Below are 14803 nucleotides of genomic sequence, written 5' to 3'. Positions count from 1 at the left end.
CGCTAGAACCTCACTCTCGGGTCGATGAGCGCCGCGACGACGTCGACGACGAAGTTCGTCACGGCGACGATCACGGCGAGCATCGCGACGATGCCCTGGACCGCGACGAAGTCGCGGGCCGACAGGTACTGGTTGAGCTCGAAGCCGAGTCCTCGCCAACCGAAGGTGGTCTCGGTGAGCACCGAGCCGCCGAGCAGCATGGCGATCTGCAGACCCATCACGGTGATGATCGGGACCAGCGCCGGACGGAACGCGTGCGTCCGGACGAGACGAGCCTCCCGGACGCCGCGCGAGCGGGCCGCGTCGACGTACTCCGAGCCGAGCGTGCCGATCATGTTGGCGCGCACCAGGCGCAGGAAGATGCCGGCGGTGAGGAGCCCGAGCGTCAGCGCGGGCAGGACGGCGTGCGCGAGCACGTCGCCGATGATCTGCGCGTTGCCGGTGCGGAGCGCGTCGACGATGTAGATGCCGGTCGCGCCCGGGATGTTGTCGAGGACGAGCGACACCCGGGTCGACGCGCGGTCGCCGAGCGGCAGCCACCCGAGCCACACCGAGAAGACGAGCTTGAGCAGCAGGCCGCCGAAGAACACCGGCGTCGCGTAGGTCAGGATCGCGAGCGCACGGAACAGCACGTCCGGCCACTTGTCGCGGACGTACGCGGCGAGCATGCCGAGCGGGATGCCGAGGACGAGCGCCACGATGAGCGCCCAGAACACGAGCTCCGCGGTCGCACCACCGTAGGTGACGATGATCTCGGTGATCGGACGGTTGTCGGTCGACGTCGTGCCGAAGTCGCCGCGGACGATGTTGCCGAGGTACTCGAGGTACTGCACGATGACCGGCCGGTCGTACCCGGCGGCGTGCAGGCGCTCCTGGAGCTGCGCCGGCGTCAGGCGACCACCGACGGACGCGGTGATCGGGTTGCCGATGACGCGCATCAGGAAGAAGACGAGCGTGACCAGGATGAACACGGTCGGGAAGATGAGGAGGAAGCGGACCAGGATGTACCGGCCGAGCCCGCCGCCCTGCCCGCGGGCACGTCGCTGTGCCTGGGGCTTGGTGGGGTCGGTGGCCAGCTCCGAGGTCGCCTCCGGGGTGCTGAGGGTCACGAGGACGGGTGCCTTTCGGTGCCGTTCGGGACGCGGCCACGGGGGCGTTCCTCGTGGGAACGCCCCCGTGGGCCGACGCCGGTGTTACTTGGAGAGGGTGGCGTAGCGGAACTTGTACGAGGAGTCGAGGACCAGGCCCTTGACGTCCTTCGAGGCGACCGCGACCGACTTGCCCTGCAGCAGCGGCAGCGTCGAGATCTGGGTGGCCTCACGCTCCTGCGCCTGCTCGATCAGGTCGGCACGCTTGCTCTTGTCCGATTCCTGCTGCTCCTGCGAGATCAGGTCCTGGATCGTCGGGTCGTCGTAGTGGTTCTGCACGAAGTTCTCCTTCGTGAAGAACGGCGACAGGTAGTTGTCGGCGTCCGAGAAGTCCGGGAACCAACCGAGCTGGTACACCGGGTAGGCGTCCTTCGTGCGCTCCTGCGCGTACGTCGTGTAGACCGTCGACTGGATGTTCACGGTGAACAGGCCCGAGTTCTCGAGCTGCGTCTTGAGCTCGGCGTACTCGTCGTCCGAGGTCGAGCCGTAGTGGTCCGGCGCGTACTGGATGTCGAGCTGGACCTTGCCGGTGACGCCGGCCTTGGACAGTGTCTCCTTCGCCTTGTCGACGCTCGGACCACCGTTGCCGTCGCCGTAGAGCTGCTCGAACGGCTTCGCGGCACCGGTCAGGCCCTCGGGGACCATCGAGTACAGCGGCGAGTAGGTGTCGTTGTAGACGTCCTTGGCGAGCTTCTCGCGGTCGACGACGTCGGCGACGGCCTGACGGACCGCGAGGGCCTTCGTCTCGTCCTTGTCGGACTGGCTCGCTCCGAACGGCTGCGTGTTGAAGTTGAAGACCAGGTAGCGGATCTCGCCGCCGGGGCCGTCGGTGACCTCGAGCTTGGAGTCCTTGCGGAGGTCCGCGATGTCGGTCGGCGTCAGGGAGCGGTACGCCACGTCGACGTCGCCCTTCTGCACGGCGAGCTTGAGGTCGGTCTCCTTGGTGTAGTAGCTGGCGGTGACCTCGTCGGTCTTCGCCTTGCCGAGGAGCCCGTCGTACTTCGGGTTCGCCTTGTACTGGATGGTGTCGTTCTCCTTGTACGAGGTGATCTCGTACTGCCCGGCGAACGCCTTGCCCTTGACGATGTCGGCCGCCGGCGTGAGCTTGTCGGCCGAGAACACCTGCTCGTCGACGATCGGGCCGGCGGGGCTCGAGAGCACCTGCGGCCAGGTCTGGTCGGCGTGGTCGAGGTTGAACACCACTGTCGTGTCGTCCGGGGTGTCGATGCTCTTGAGGTTGGCGAGCAGCGACTGCGGGCCGTTCTCGTTGTTGATCTTCAGCTCGCGCTCGAACGAGAACTTCACGTCGCTCGACGTGAGGTCGTGGCCGTTCGCGAACTGCAGGCCCTTCTTGAGCGTGACGGTGTACGTCGTCGGGTTCGTGAACTCGCCCTTGGTGGCGATGTCCGGCTTCACGTCCGGGCTGTTGACCGGGGTGTTCATCAGGAACGGGAACACCTGGTTCTGCACGGCGAAGGAGCCGTTGTCGTAGGAGCCCGCCGGGTCAAGGGACGTGATCTTGTCCGTCGTGCCGATGCTGATGCCGTTCAGGGCGGTGTCGGAGACGCTGCTGCTCGCGCAGCCCGTGAGCACCAGCGCCGTCGCTGCTGCCCCGGCGCCGAGCGCGAGACCGCGCTTGCTCCACTTGGTCACGGATGCCATGTCCGCTCTCTCTCTGGTGATGGTTGCAAGGGTCCTGGACAGGGCGGTGGTTCGACTGTGTGCCCGGCCAGGAACGCTCATTGGTACCACCCTGACACGGAATCTCCGGCGCCGGAGGGCATTTGTTTACACCCTTGTAATGCAGGACCGCGTCGCATGGCGCATGATGCGCGCGTGGCGCCCGGCGTGTCACGCACGATTGTTGCGTTCGGCAACGGGGCCGCGCGAGCGGGCCGAGCGTGCCACTTGTGGCCCGCTCGGCGGTCCGACCCGACACTTCTCGACCGCTCGACGTCGAGCACGCGGCGTGTCCTGCCCGTTCGGCGGAGGGCAGACAGCGGGCATGCCGGACCGCGGGCACGCCGGACAGCGGTCACGCCGGCCAGCGGGCACGCCGGCCAGCGGGCACGCCGGACGAGGCGGACGACGAGTCCCTACGCGGACGCCTCGCCGTCGGCCCGGAGTCGCATGCGCTGGGCGTCGAGCTCCACGAGCTCCCGCTGGATCTCGGCGCGGCGGTCGCCCTGCTCGTGCGGATCAGCGCGCTGCAGCTGCCCGAGGAGCGCGGCCTTACGGGCGAGCAGGTCACGCTCGACCAGGGCCTGCACGATGCTCCGGGCGTAGAGCGCGAGGTCCTCGTCGGTGCGGGCGGGGATCGGCGCGAGCGCGAGCTCCTGCACGAGGCCGCGGAACGGCGCCGGCACGTCCTGCAGCAGCCGGTCGAGCCAGTCCCCCGCGCCGATCGCGTCGACGTTGGCCACGACGGCGTCACGGACGACCGACAGCATCGGCGCCGAGAACGTCGCCGATGCAGCGAGCCAGATCAGCGGCGTCCCGACGTACCCGGGCTGCTGCACCATCGCCATCACGGCGTCGCGCTCCATCCGGGTGACCGGGTCGTTCGGCAGCAGTCGCAGCCCGGCCACGGGCTCCTCCGGAGGGGCGACCAGCTCGCCACCGGGACCCGCCTGCCCGACCGGCACCGAGCCTCCTGACTGGTCCTGACGGGCCGATCCCTGCCGCTGCCGCGCGTTCTCGACCGCGCGCCGGACCTCCGGGATGTCGATCCCGAGCCACTTGGCGGTCTCGCGGACGTAGGCGCTGGCCAGCGTGCGGTCGCGGATGCCGGCCACGACGGGTGCGGCGTCGCGGAGCCCGGCGACCCTGCCTTCGGCGGTCTCGATGTCGTGGGACGCCAAGCGGCGACGGATCATGAACTCGAACATCGGGCGCTTGGTCTCGACGAGCCGCTCGATCGCGGCGTCGCCTCGCGTCAGGCGCAGGTCGCACGGGTCGAGGCCACCCGGCGCGACCGCGACGTAGGTCTGCGAGGCGAACCGGCTCTCCTCGGCGAAGGCGCGTGCCGCGGCACGCTGCCCGGCCTCGTCCGGGTCGAACGTGAAGACGATGTCGCCGAGCTGCGACAGGTGCGCACCGGCCGAGTCGCCGAGCATCGGCCGCAGGACCTTGATGTGGTCGACCCCGAAGGACGTGCCGCACGTCGCGACCGCGGTGGTCACGCCCGCAAGGTGGCACGCCATCACGTCGGTGTAGCCCTCGACGATCACGACCTGCTTCTGCTTCGAGATGTCCCGCCGGGCGAGGTCGAGCCCGTAGAGCACCTGGCTCTTGTGGTAGATCGGCGTCTCGGGGGTGTTGAGGTACTTCGGCCCCTTGTCGTCGTCGAGCAGGCGACGCGCACCGAAGCCGATCGTCGCGCCGGTGACGTCGCGGATCGGCCACATCAGGCGTCCGCGGAAACGGTCGTACGGCGACCGGTCCCCCTGGCCCGCGAGCCCGGCGGCGAGGATCTCGTCCATCGAGAAGCCCCGGCCGCGCAGGTGCTCGCGCGTCGCGTCGTACGACTGCGGCGCGAAGCCGACCCCGAAGTGCTGCGCCGCGGCGGGGTCGAAGCCACGCTCCCCGAGGAACCGGCGGGCGGGTTCGGCGCCCGCGGTCGTGAGCTGCGCCTGGTAGAACGCCAGCGCGGCTTCGTTCACGGCGATCAGCCGCGCGCGCTGGTTGTAGTCGGTGCGCGGCCCGTCGCCTTCTTCGTAGTGGAGCGTGAAGCCGATCTTCGCCGCCATCCGCTCGACGGCTTCCTGGAACGTCGTGTGGTCCTGCTTGATGATGAACTCGAAGACGTCGCCGTCCTCACCGCACCCGAAGCAGTGGTACCGACCGACCTGGGGCCGCACGTGGAAGGACGGGGAACGCTCGTCGTGGAAGGGGCAGAGGCCCTTGAGCGACCCGACACCGGCGGACTTCAGCGTGACGTAGTCGCCGACGACGTCGGCGATGTTGACACGCGAGCGGACCTCGTCGATGTCGTTCCGCGCGATCCTGCCAGCCACCCTTCGATCCTAGTTCGTGCCGGTGACCCCGGCGGACGGTCGCGCCCGCCTGTGGACGAGCATCCGCCTGTGGACGGGTGACGGCCTGGAGGCACGGGGCACGTCCGGCATGTCGGCTGCGGTCGCGGGGTGGTCCGGACCGGAGGCGTGCACGGCCGCGTCCGCGGCCACGTCCGGTCCCGCCGAGACGGTCCGGTCGCGCCGAGACGGTCGCGTCCCACCGAGACGGTCCCGGATTCGGCGGCGTCTCGCGCGTACGAGGGCGTCTCGCGGCACCGGCACTGGGCTCAGACCGGGATGTGCGTCGTCTCCCGCTCGCCGACGACGAGCCGCTTGTGCCACGCGAGTGCACCCTGGTCGGTCAGGCTCGCCACCTGGTCGACCACGGCCCGCAGCCGCCCGGCGTCGTCGGACGCCGCTCGCCAGTCCGCCGCGAAGCCCGGCTCGAGGTCCGCGCTCCCCGTGGCCGCGAGGGCGTCGAGCAGCTCGGTGAGGACGCGACGCTGGTCCTCGTACACCGGCTGCCGGTCCCCCTGGGTCATCACGAACGCCGCGACGATGCCCTTGAGCACCGCGATCTCCCCGATGATCTCGGGCGGGGTGACGACGGACGCCGCGAACCGCACGAGCGACCCGGACGCGTAGGACTCCCGTGTCGCCGCCGTCGCCGTGCGCGCGAAGCGCCCGATGAGCTGCGACGTCAGGTTCTTCAGCCGCGCCATGTCCCGCCGCGACCCGTCGTACGAGGTCATCCACAGCGGCAGGGAACGCAGCCGGTCGAAGGCCTCGAGCAGCTCGTCGCGGCTGAGGTCGGACCCCACCCACGCGTGCATCGCCGTGACGATGTCGTTCTCGCCGACCCGGTCGCCGAGCGCCGCCACGTCGATGAAGCCCGCGACGACCGCGTCCTCGAAGTCGTGCACTGAGTACGCGATGTCGTCGGACAGGTCCATGACCTGCGCCTCGATGCACCGCTGCCGGCGGGGAGCCCCAGCACGGAGCCACTCGAAGGCGTCGTGGTCGTCGTCGTAGAAGCCGAACTTCGTGCGCCCGGACGACGCCTCGGCCACACCCTGCGCCGCCGGCCACGGGTACTTGCAGCTCGCGTCGAGGGAGGCCCGGGTCAGGTTGAGCCCGTACGGACGGTCGTCGTCCGGACCGACGCCGTAGACCTTCGGCTCGAGTCGCGTGAGCAGACGCAGGGTCTGCGCGTTGCCCTCGAACCCGCCGATCCCGGCGGCCCAGGCGTTCACGGCCGTCTCGCCGTTGTGGCCGAACGGCGGGTGGCCGATGTCGTGCGCCAAGCAGGCCGTGTCGACGACGTCGGGGTCGAGCCCGAGCGAGTCGGCGAGCTCGCGGCCGACCTGCGCGACCTCGAGCGAGTGCGTCAGGCGGTTCCGCGCGAAGTCGAGCCCCGTGGTCGGGCTGAGCACCTGGGTCTTCGCGGCGAGCCGCCGGAGCGCGCTCGAGTGCAGCAGTCGGGCACGGTCGCGGGCGAAGTCGGACCGACGGTTGCCGTGGGTCTCGGGCAGCCAGCGCTCGGCGTCGGCGGGCCCGTACGAGGCGGTGGCGCTCATCCGCCGCTGTGGTGCAGCTCGGCGGCGGCGAGGACCTTCCGGAACGCCTCGTCGACGTCGCGGGACTCGAGCCACCGGTCCGGCAGGGCCGTGCGCTTCGGGTGCCCGGCGCGACCGCGGGGTCCCTCGACGTCGGCGCCCGGGTACGGGGCCGTCCAGTCGAGCTGCCCGAGCAGGTCGTCGATCTCCTGCAGGCTCGACGCCATCGACAGCGCCGACCGGACGTCGCCGCCGATCGGGTAGCCCTTGAAGTACCAGGAGACGTGCTTGCGGGCGTCACGGCAGCCGTGGTCCTCGGACCCGAAGAACTCGACGAGCAGCTCGGCGTGCCGGCGGAACGCGTTCGCGACGTCGCCGAGGGACGGCATCGCACGGACGTCCTCGCCGCGGAACGCCGCCGCGAGGTCGCCGAACAGCCACGGACGCCCCAGGCACCCGCGGCCGACGACCACGCCGTCGCAGCCGGTCTCGTCGACCATGCGCAGCGCGTCGGCGGCGGACCAGATGTCGCCGTTGCCGAGCACCGGGATGTCGGTGATCGCTTCCTTCAGCGTCGCGATCGCCGACCAGTCCGCGTGCCCGGAGTAGTGCTCGTTCGCGGTGCGGGCGTGCAGCGAGATCGCGGCCACACCCGCGTCCCGGGCGATGCGCGCCGCGTCGAGGTACGTGAGGTGGTCCGCGTCGATGCCCTTGCGCATCTTGACGGTCACCGGGACGTCACCGGCGGCCTTGACGGTCTTCTCGACCAGGTCCTTGAACAGGTCGAGCTTCCACGGCAGGGCCGCTCCCCCGCCCTTCCGCGTGACCTTGGGCACCGGGCACCCGAAGTTCAGGTCGATGTGGTCGGCCCGGTCCTCGCCCACCAGGATCGTCGCGGCCTCGGCCACGGTGGTCGGCTCGACGCCGTACAGCTGGATCGACCGGGGCGTCTCCGACTCGTGGTGCTGGATGAGCTGCATCGAGACCGGGGTCCGCTCGACCAGGGCGCGCGAGGTGATCATCTCGCAGACGTAGAGACCCGCGCCGTACTCGCGGCAGAGTCGGCGGTAGGCCATGTTCGTGATGCCCGCCATCGGAGCGAGCACCACGGGCGCGTCGACCTCGATGGGGCCGATGCGCAGGGGCTTCGCCGGTCGGGTCGCCGTCCGGGGCGCGTCAGTGATCGTCATACGTCGTCCATTCTCCCATGCCCGTTCCGCGCCGGTAGCGTTCTCCACATGTCCGACACCGCCATCGCCCGCTTCGACGCCGACGCAGCAGCCAGGGGGCTCGACGTCGAGGTCGTCGAACGCCCAGCGGCCGACTCGCTCGAGCAGGCCGCCTCACTGCTCGGGATCACCCCGGGCGACATCGTCAAGACCCTCGTCGTCAAGCGGCACGACGGCGGCTTCCTGCTCGCGCTCGTACCGGGAGGGCGGAGCATCGCGTGGAAGAAGCTCCGCGCGGTCGTCGGCGTCAACAAGCTCGCGATGCCCGACGCGGCCACCGCGCTCGAGGCCTCGGGCTACGAGCGCGGCACGATCACCCCGATCGGTGCGACGGGTGACCTGCCGGTCGTCGCCGACGAGCGCGTGCTCGGCCGACGGATCGCGCTCGGCGCGGGACGGCACGGCGCGAGCGCGTTCGTCGACGCGGACGCCCTGGTCGCCGCCTACGACGCGACGGTCGCGGACATCACGGACGAGGAACCCGTCCGGGGCTGACCCGGGCGCGGGTCCGTCAGTCCGGGACCTCGGTCCAGCTCCCCTCGGCGCCGGGCACGAAGCAGCTGTCGCCCTCGCAGACCGGCGCGCCGCCGGTCACGGGGAACGTCAGCAGTGCGGGTCCGGCGGACGGGTTCGACCCGGCCTGGAGGCCCGGTGCGGCCCCGCCGGTCGTCGTCACGTCGCTCACCGGGCCGCCGCCGCATCCGCTGCCGCGTCGTCCTCGGCACGCTGCTGCTCGGCCGCGAGCTCCTCGGGTGTGGACGAGCGCAGCGCCACGACCTGGCGGAGCACCTGCTCGAAGGCCGCCGGGTCCTGGGCCCCGGAGACGCCGTACTTGCCGTCGATGACGAAGAACGGGACGCCGTTGATGCCGAACGCCTGTGCCTGGGCCTGGTCGGCACGGACGGCGGCGAGCTGCCCGTCGTCGCGCAGGGTCGTCAGGACCTCGTCGCGGTCCAGGCCGACCTCGGCGGCCAGGTCCGCGAGGGACTCGTCCTGCCCGACGTGCTCGCCCCGCTCGAAGTACGCGGTGAAGAGCCGCTCGACCATGTCGAGCTGCTTGCCGTGCTGCTTGGCGAGGTGGATGACCTGGTGCGCCTTCACCGTGTTGGTGTGGTGCATCGCGTCGAAGTCGTAGTCCAGGCCGACGCTCTGCGCGATGCCGGCGACGTGCTCGAGCATCTGCTGCGCTTGCTCGACGGGCATGCCCTTGTGGCCGGACAAGAACTCGGCCTCGGTTCCCTCGAAGTCGACCGGGGTGTCCGGGCTGAGCTCGAACGAGTGGTACTCGACCTCGACGGGCGCGGCGTCGGGGCCGGCGCCGAACGCCGCGGCTCCCGCCTCGAACTTGCGCTTGCCGATGTAGCACCAGGGGCATGCGATGTCGGACCAGACATCGACCTTCACGGAGTCGTTCACGCGGACGACAACGCGGCCACTGCCCGGGTATTCCCGGGCCGTGGCCGCCTGTGCCTGTCTGTCTGTCTGTCTGGCGGTCGGTGCTACGCGCCGAGCAGCCGCTGCGCCAGGTAGCCCTGCAGCTGGTCGAGGGACACGCGCTCCTGCGCCATGGTGTCGCGCTCGCGGACCGTCACGGCCCGGTCGTCGAGCGTGTCGAAGTCGACCGTGATGCAGAACGGCGTACCGATCTCGTCGTGGCGACGGTAGCGACGACCGATCGCACCGGCGTCGTCGAAGTCGACGTTCCAGTGCTTGCGGAGGTCGTCGGCGAGCCCACGGGCGACCGGCGAGAGCTGCTCGTTGCGCGACAGCGGCAGGACAGCGGCCTTGACCGGGGCGAGCCGCGGGTCCAGGCGCAGGACGGTGCGCTTGTCGACGCCGCCCTTCGCGTTCGGGGCCTCGTCCTCGTGGTAGGCGTCGAGCAGGAACGCCATGAGCGCACGGGTGAGCCCGAACGACGGCTCGATGACGTACGGCACGTACTTCTCGTTGGCGGCCTGGTCGAAGAACCGGAGGTCCTTGCCCGAGGACTCGATGTGGTTGTTGAGGTCGAAGTCGGTGCGGTTCGCGACGCCCATGAGCTCGCCCCACTCGGATCCAGCGAAGCCGAAGCGGTACTCGATGTCGGCCGTGGCGTCGGAGTAGTGCGCGCGCTCCCCGTCCGGCACGTCGAACCGGCGGAGGTTCTCCGGGTCGATGCCGAGGTCGGTGAAGAACGCGACCGAGTCGGCGATCCACTGCTCGTAGTGCGTGTCGACGTCGGCCGGCGGCACGAAGTACTCGATCTCCATCTGCTCGAACTCGCGGGTCCGGAAGATGAAGTTGCCGGGCGTGATCTCGTTGCGGAACGCCTTGCCGACCTGTCCGATGCCGAACGGGGGCTTCATCCGGCTCGTCGTGACCACCTGCGCGAAGTCGACGAAGATGCCCTGCGCGGTCTCGGGGCGCAGGAAGTTCAGGCCTTCTTCGGACTCGACCGGGCCGAGGTACGTCTTGAGCATCCCGGAGAACTCACGGGGCTCGGTCCACTCGCCGCGGGTGCCGCAGTTCGGGCAGGCGATCTCCGCCATGCCGCCCTCGGGGTCGCGGCCCTTCTTGGCGACGAAGGCCTCGACCAGGTGGTCCTCGCGGAAGCGGTGGTGGCAGTGCAGGCACTCGACGAGCGGGTCGGTGAAGGTCGCGACGTGGCCGGAGGCCTCCCACACCTTGCGCGGCAGGATGACGGCCGAGTCCAGGCCGACCATGTCGCCACGGCCGCGGACGAACCGCTGCCACCACTGGCGCTTGATGTTCTCCTTGAGTTCGACACCGAGGGGCCCGTAGTCCCACGCGGAGCGCGATCCGCCGTAGATCTCCCCCGACTGGAAGACGAAGCCGCGGCCCTTGGCCAGGGCGATGACGCTGTCGAGACGGGAGGACGGTGCCAAGAGGGACTCCTGTGGTCGCCGGACTGGGTGCCCGGGTCGGAACGGTACCCGGCAAGCGTACCGGCCCGTCGAGCGGGGGCGGACGGGCTACCGCACGCTGTGGACGAGCGGCCGCTCCACCGGTCGGAAGCTGCCGAGTCCCCCGAGCACCGCGACGACGCGGTCGACGTCCTCGGCGTCGTTCCACAGGTGGAAGGCGAGCCGCAGCCGCCCGGCCCGGCCGCTCGCGGTGACCCCGGCGTCCGCCAGTGCGCGGAGCGCCGTGCCGTCAGGGTCCGGGAACGTCGTGATCGCCTGCCCGGGTCGGGGCCTCCCGAGCGCGTCGGCGAGCCGGTCCGCGAGACCGGTGGCGTGCCTCCAGGCCGAGGCCGCGTCGACGGACGCGAGGTGCCGCAGGGCGGCGACCGCCCCGGGCCAGGCCTGCCAGGCCGGGGAGACGTCGAAGCGACGGGCGTCGTCGGCGAGCCGCATGTCGGGTCCGTAGCACGAGGACCACACGTCGGCGCCCGCGTACCAGCCCGCCTGCACGGGCCGGAGCTCCGCGAGCGCGCGGTCCGAGAACGTCGCGAACGCGACCCCGCGCGGCGCGCAGAGCCACTTGTAGGCGTGCGTCACGGTGACGTCGTAGGGTGCCGCGTCGACGGGGAGCACTCCGGCTGCCTGCGTGAGGTCGCACAGCGTCAGGGCGCCGACCGCCCGGGCCGCGGCGAGCACGGGCGCCGGGTCGGTCACCACGCCGGAGGCGGACTGCACGGCGGACCACGCGACGAGTCGGGTGCCCGGGCGCACGGCGTCGGCGAGGTCCGCGAGCGGGACGCTCCGCACCCGGACCCCGCGGTGGGCCTGGGCGAGGAACGGGAAGACGACGGAGCTGAAGTCCCCGTCGGGGACGACGACCTCGGCGCCGTCGGGCAGCGAGGCGGCCACGACGGCGACCATCGCCGACGTCTGCGAGCCGGTGGCGACCCGCGCCCGATCGACGCCGACGATCCCCGCGAACAGTTCGCGGCCCTGTTCGACGAGTGCGCCGTAGCCGGTCGGGGTCGTCGCCGCCCGGGACCACGCGTCGAGGTCCGCGCGCTGGGCGGTGAGCGTGCCGAGCGTCGGCAGCCCGGCGGTGCAGGCGGCGAGGTACCCGGTGCCGTCGACGAAGGAGTCCATGCGTCCAGCGTCGACGGCGGGCGGCCATCACACCAGGGCAGCTTTCTTCGGCACCCCATAACATCGTGTTGTGGACGACCTCGACCCCCAGCTGCTCCGTGTGCTCCGTGCCGTCCGGGACGCCGGGTCGATCAGCCGCGCCGCGAACGTCCTCGGGTACAGCCAGCCGGCCGTCAGCCAGCTCCTGGCGCGGGCCGAGCGTCGGCTGGGCCACGAGCTCGTGCTGCGCGGGGGAACCGGCGGGAGCGCCGGGCCCGGTGGCAGCGCCGGCACCGGCGTCGGCGGTCGCGGCGGGCCCGCGGGTCGTGGTGGGCGCGGCGCCACCCTCACCGAGGCCGGTGCGGTGCTCGCCGGCCACGCGCAGGCGGTCGAGTCCGCGCTGGCCGCCGCACGCGAGGACCTGGACGCCGTCGGCGGACTCGCACGCGGACGGGTGCGGTTCGCCGGGTTCCCGAGTGCCTCGTCCACCCTGGTGCCCGCCGTGCTCGCCACGCTCGCGGCGGACCACCCCGGGGTCGTGACCTCGTACGTGGAGGCCGAACCGCCCGAGGCCGTCGAGCTCGTCCGCCGCGGCGAGGTCGACGTCGCCCTGGTCTTCTCGCACGCCTTCGTCGAGCCCGCCGACGACACCACCACGGACCCGATGCTCCGCACCCGGGCGCTCGGACGCGACCCGCTCGCACTCGTGACGCCGGGCCCGGGCGGTGGCGACGGAGCACTTCCGGTCGACTGGTCCGGCGGGAGCGTCGCGGACCTCGCCGACCACCGCGAGGCGCGCTGGATCGGCGGCTGCCCGCGCTGCCGGGGACACCTGCTCGCCTCGTGCGCCGCCTCCGGGTTCACCCCGGAGATCGTGCTCGAGACCGACAACGCTGCGGCGGTCGTCGGGCTCGTCGCGGCCGGCCTCGGGGTGGCGCTCCTGCCCCGGCTCGCGCTCGTGTCGACCGTCATCCCGGCCGGCGTCGCCGTCACCCCCGCCGAGGACGACCTGGCCAGGCGGGTCGAGGTGGTCGTCGCGCGCGGGGCGGACCGGGTGCCGAGCGTCCGCGCCGCGCTCGACGCGGTCCGTGGGGCGGCGCACCTGCTCGACTGACGGGGCTGGCCCGTGTCGGACGGGAGGATCGTGGCGGCGCCCGCCACGCGCCTCCGGTCAGGCGGTGGGTGCGTCGACGGCGCCGCCGTACCGGCGGTCCCGGCTCGCGTACTCCTCGATCGCGCCCCAGAGGTCCGTCCGCCGGAAGTCCGGCCAGAGCCGGTCGAGGAACACCATCTCGGCGTAGGCCGACTGCCAGAGCATGAAGTTCGAGGTGCGCTGTTCCCCCGAGCTCCGGAGGAACAGGTCGACGTCCGGCAGCTCCGGCACGTACAGCCGCTTCGCCAGGGCCTTCTCGGTGACCTGGCTCGGCTTCATCCGCCCGGCGGCGACGTCCTCGGCCATGCCGCGGACCGCGTCGACGATCTCGTTCCGGCCGCCGTAGTTCACGCACATCGTCAGGGTGAGACGAGCGTTGTCGGCCGTCATGCGCTCGGCGGTCTGCAGCTCGTCGACCACGCTCCGCCAGAGCCGCGGGCGCCGTCCGGCCCACCGGACCCGGACGCCCCAGGCGTGGAGCTGGTCCCGTCGGCGGTGGATGACCTCGCGGTTGAAGCCCATCAGGAAGCGGACCTCGTCCGGGGAGCGCTTCCAGTTCTCGGTCGAGAACGCGTACGCCGAGACGTGCTTGACGCCGATCTGGATGGCGCCGGCGACGACGTCGAGGAGCGAGGCCTCGCCCGCCTTGTGCCCCTCGACCCGCGTCAGTCCGCGCTGGTTCGCCCACCGGCCGTTGCCGTCCATCACGATCGCGACGTGCTCGGGCACGAACTGCGCGGGGATCGCGGGCGGCTGCTCCCCCGTCCAGTCGACGGGCTTCATCGGCTCGGACGCTGCTGACCGGCGTGGGCTCATGCAGGGGCTCCTTCGGGATCGGACGGCAGGGTGTCGGTCGGGACGGGGACCGCGGGCGCCGGTGTCGCGGCGACCGCGGCGGGGACCCCACCCGGCGTCGGTGCGACCGGTGCCGGGTGCTCGCTGCGGTCGACGTGAGGCAGGGACCGGAGCGATCGTTCCAGGTGCCACTGGGCGTACGCCGCCACCACGCCGGAGGCCCGGGAGCGCGTCCGTTCGTCCGCGACGTCCACGGTCGCCCAGTCGCCCGCGAGCAGGGCTCCGAGCAGGCCGAGCGTGCCGATGTCCAGGCGCGGGGTGCCGGGCGGCGCCGCCCGATCGGCCACGACGCCGCCGAGTTGCACGACGAAGGCGGTGTGCGGCCCGGGCTCCCCGGTCACCGCGCAGTCGCCGAACGAGGGCGCCCAACCCGCGATGCTCATCGCCCGGAGCAGGTAGGAGTCGAGCGTCGCGCTCGTGACGTGCTCGCGACGGGACAGCGAGCGCAGCGCCCCGACGAGGAGCAGGTACTGCTGCAGGCCGGCGTCCGCCTCGCTCAGGCGGTCGGCGGTCTCCACCATCGCACTCGCGGCCGTGTACGCACCGTAGTCCGCGACGATCTGGGCACCGTACGACCCGAGGCTCTCGGCCTGCGTGACGATGTCGAGCGAGCGGCCCTCGTAGAACTGCGCGTCGACGACCATGAACGGCTCGAGCCGCGACCCGAACTTCGACGCGGTGCGCCGGACGCCCTTCGCGACGGCCCGGATCTTGCCGTGCTGCCGGGAGAGCATCGTGACGATGCGGTCGGCTTCACCGAGCTTGTGGGTGCGCAACACGACGCACTCGTCCCGGTACAGCGGCATCGCACCAGTATCCCC

Annotated in this window: 13 protein-coding genes; 2 read left to right on the top strand and 11 right to left on the bottom strand. The window is 71.6% G+C overall.

Going from position 1 to position 14803, the window contains the following annotated elements; all coding sequences use genetic code 11:
• Positions 1-2: 2 nt before the first annotated feature.
• The 5 genes from HUN59_RS10875 to dusB all read right to left on the bottom strand — a co-directional run bounded on the left by HUN59_RS10875 (position 3) and on the right by dusB (position 7910).
• Complete coding sequence (locus HUN59_RS10875; protein WP_058742428.1) at positions 3-1109, bottom strand: ABC transporter permease; 1107 nt, start codon at positions 1107-1109, stop codon at positions 3-5.
• An 84-nt stretch (positions 1110-1193) separates the two neighbouring features.
• Positions 1194-2810 carry an ABC transporter substrate-binding protein gene (locus HUN59_RS10870; protein ID WP_174778351.1) on the bottom strand — a complete coding sequence of 539 codons (1617 nt, stop codon included), beginning with the start codon at positions 2808-2810 and terminating at the stop codon, positions 1194-1196.
• Positions 2811-3244: 434 nt separating this feature from the next.
• On the bottom strand, positions 3245-5164 hold the full coding sequence (gene dnaG, locus HUN59_RS10865) for a DNA primase (RefSeq protein ID WP_174778350.1): 1920 nt from the start codon (positions 5162-5164) through the stop codon (positions 3245-3247).
• A gap of 287 nt (positions 5165-5451) precedes the next feature.
• A complete protein-coding gene (locus HUN59_RS10860; protein ID WP_058742431.1) occupies positions 5452-6741 on the bottom strand; it encodes a deoxyguanosinetriphosphate triphosphohydrolase in 1290 nt (429 codons plus the stop codon).
• A complete protein-coding gene (gene dusB, locus HUN59_RS10855; RefSeq protein ID WP_174778349.1) occupies positions 6738-7910 on the bottom strand; it encodes a tRNA dihydrouridine synthase DusB in 1173 nt (390 codons plus the stop codon). Before dusB ends, HUN59_RS10860 begins: the two co-directional genes overlap by 4 nt.
• Before the next feature lie 48 nt (positions 7911-7958).
• On the opposite strand from dusB, the gene HUN59_RS10850 reads away from it, so the two are divergent.
• Complete coding sequence (locus HUN59_RS10850; protein WP_174778348.1) at positions 7959-8444, top strand: aminoacyl-tRNA deacylase; 486 nt, start codon at positions 7959-7961, stop codon at positions 8442-8444.
• A 16-nt stretch (positions 8445-8460) separates the two neighbouring features.
• Here HUN59_RS10850 and HUN59_RS10845 read toward each other — a convergent pair whose 3' ends face one another.
• The 4 genes from HUN59_RS10845 to HUN59_RS10830 form a co-directional block, all read right to left on the bottom strand.
• Complete coding sequence (locus HUN59_RS10845) at positions 8461-8625, bottom strand: hypothetical protein (RefSeq protein WP_167510044.1); 165 nt, start codon at positions 8623-8625, stop codon at positions 8461-8463.
• Positions 8626-8630: 5 nt separating this feature from the next.
• Entirely contained in the window at positions 8631-9365 is a 735-nt protein-coding gene (locus HUN59_RS10840; protein ID WP_174778347.1) for a DsbA family oxidoreductase, read from the bottom strand.
• A gap of 83 nt (positions 9366-9448) precedes the next feature.
• Positions 9449-10834 carry a glycine--tRNA ligase gene (locus HUN59_RS10835; protein WP_058742435.1) on the bottom strand — a complete coding sequence of 462 codons (1386 nt, stop codon included), beginning with the start codon at positions 10832-10834 and terminating at the stop codon, positions 9449-9451.
• Between the two features lie 87 nt (positions 10835-10921).
• A complete protein-coding gene (locus HUN59_RS10830; RefSeq protein ID WP_058742436.1) occupies positions 10922-11995 on the bottom strand; it encodes an aminotransferase class V-fold PLP-dependent enzyme in 1074 nt (357 codons plus the stop codon).
• A 70-nt stretch (positions 11996-12065) separates the two neighbouring features.
• Between HUN59_RS10830 and HUN59_RS10825 the strand changes: the two genes are divergently transcribed.
• Positions 12066-13088, top strand: a complete 1023-nt coding sequence (locus HUN59_RS10825) for a LysR family transcriptional regulator (protein ID WP_174778346.1) — start codon at positions 12066-12068, stop codon at positions 13086-13088.
• Between the two features lie 57 nt (positions 13089-13145).
• Here the strand turns inward: HUN59_RS10825 and HUN59_RS10820 are convergent, their stop codons facing one another.
• The gene (locus HUN59_RS10820) at positions 13146-13943 is read right to left on the bottom strand and encodes an isoprenyl transferase (RefSeq protein ID WP_058742438.1); all 798 of its coding nucleotides are present in this window, start codon (positions 13941-13943) and stop codon (positions 13146-13148) included.
• Positions 13940-14788 (bottom strand): DNA repair protein RecO, encoded by an 849-nt coding sequence (recO, locus tag HUN59_RS10815; RefSeq protein ID WP_174778345.1) that lies wholly within the window; start codon positions 14786-14788, stop codon positions 13940-13942. Before recO ends, HUN59_RS10820 begins: the two co-directional genes overlap by 4 nt.
• Positions 14789-14803: the final 15 nt, after the last annotated feature.

Source organism: Curtobacterium sp. Csp2, from assembly GCF_013347165.1.
This window is presented reverse-complemented; position numbering and strand designations above follow the sequence as displayed.

Excerpts from the sequence above, each read along its gene's own strand:
- HUN59_RS10870 (WP_174778351.1), bottom strand. The coding sequence starts at position 2,810 with ATGGCATCCGTGACCAAGTGGAGCAAGCGCGGTCTCGCGCTCGGCGCC.
- HUN59_RS10860 (WP_058742431.1), bottom strand. The coding sequence starts at position 6,741 with ATGAGCGCCACCGCCTCGTACGGGCCCGCCGACGCCGAGCGCTGGCTG.
- dusB (WP_174778349.1), bottom strand. The coding sequence starts at position 7,910 with ATGACGATCACTGACGCGCCCCGGACGGCGACCCGACCGGCGAAGCCC.
- HUN59_RS10850 (WP_174778348.1), top strand. The coding sequence starts at position 7,959 with ATGTCCGACACCGCCATCGCCCGCTTCGACGCCGACGCAGCAGCCAGG.
- HUN59_RS10830 (WP_058742436.1), bottom strand. The coding sequence starts at position 11,995 with ATGGACTCCTTCGTCGACGGCACCGGGTACCTCGCCGCCTGCACCGCC.
- HUN59_RS10820 (WP_058742438.1), bottom strand. The coding sequence starts at position 13,943 with ATGAGCCCACGCCGGTCAGCAGCGTCCGAGCCGATGAAGCCCGTCGAC.
- recO (WP_174778345.1), bottom strand. The coding sequence starts at position 14,788 with ATGCCGCTGTACCGGGACGAGTGCGTCGTGTTGCGCACCCACAAGCTC.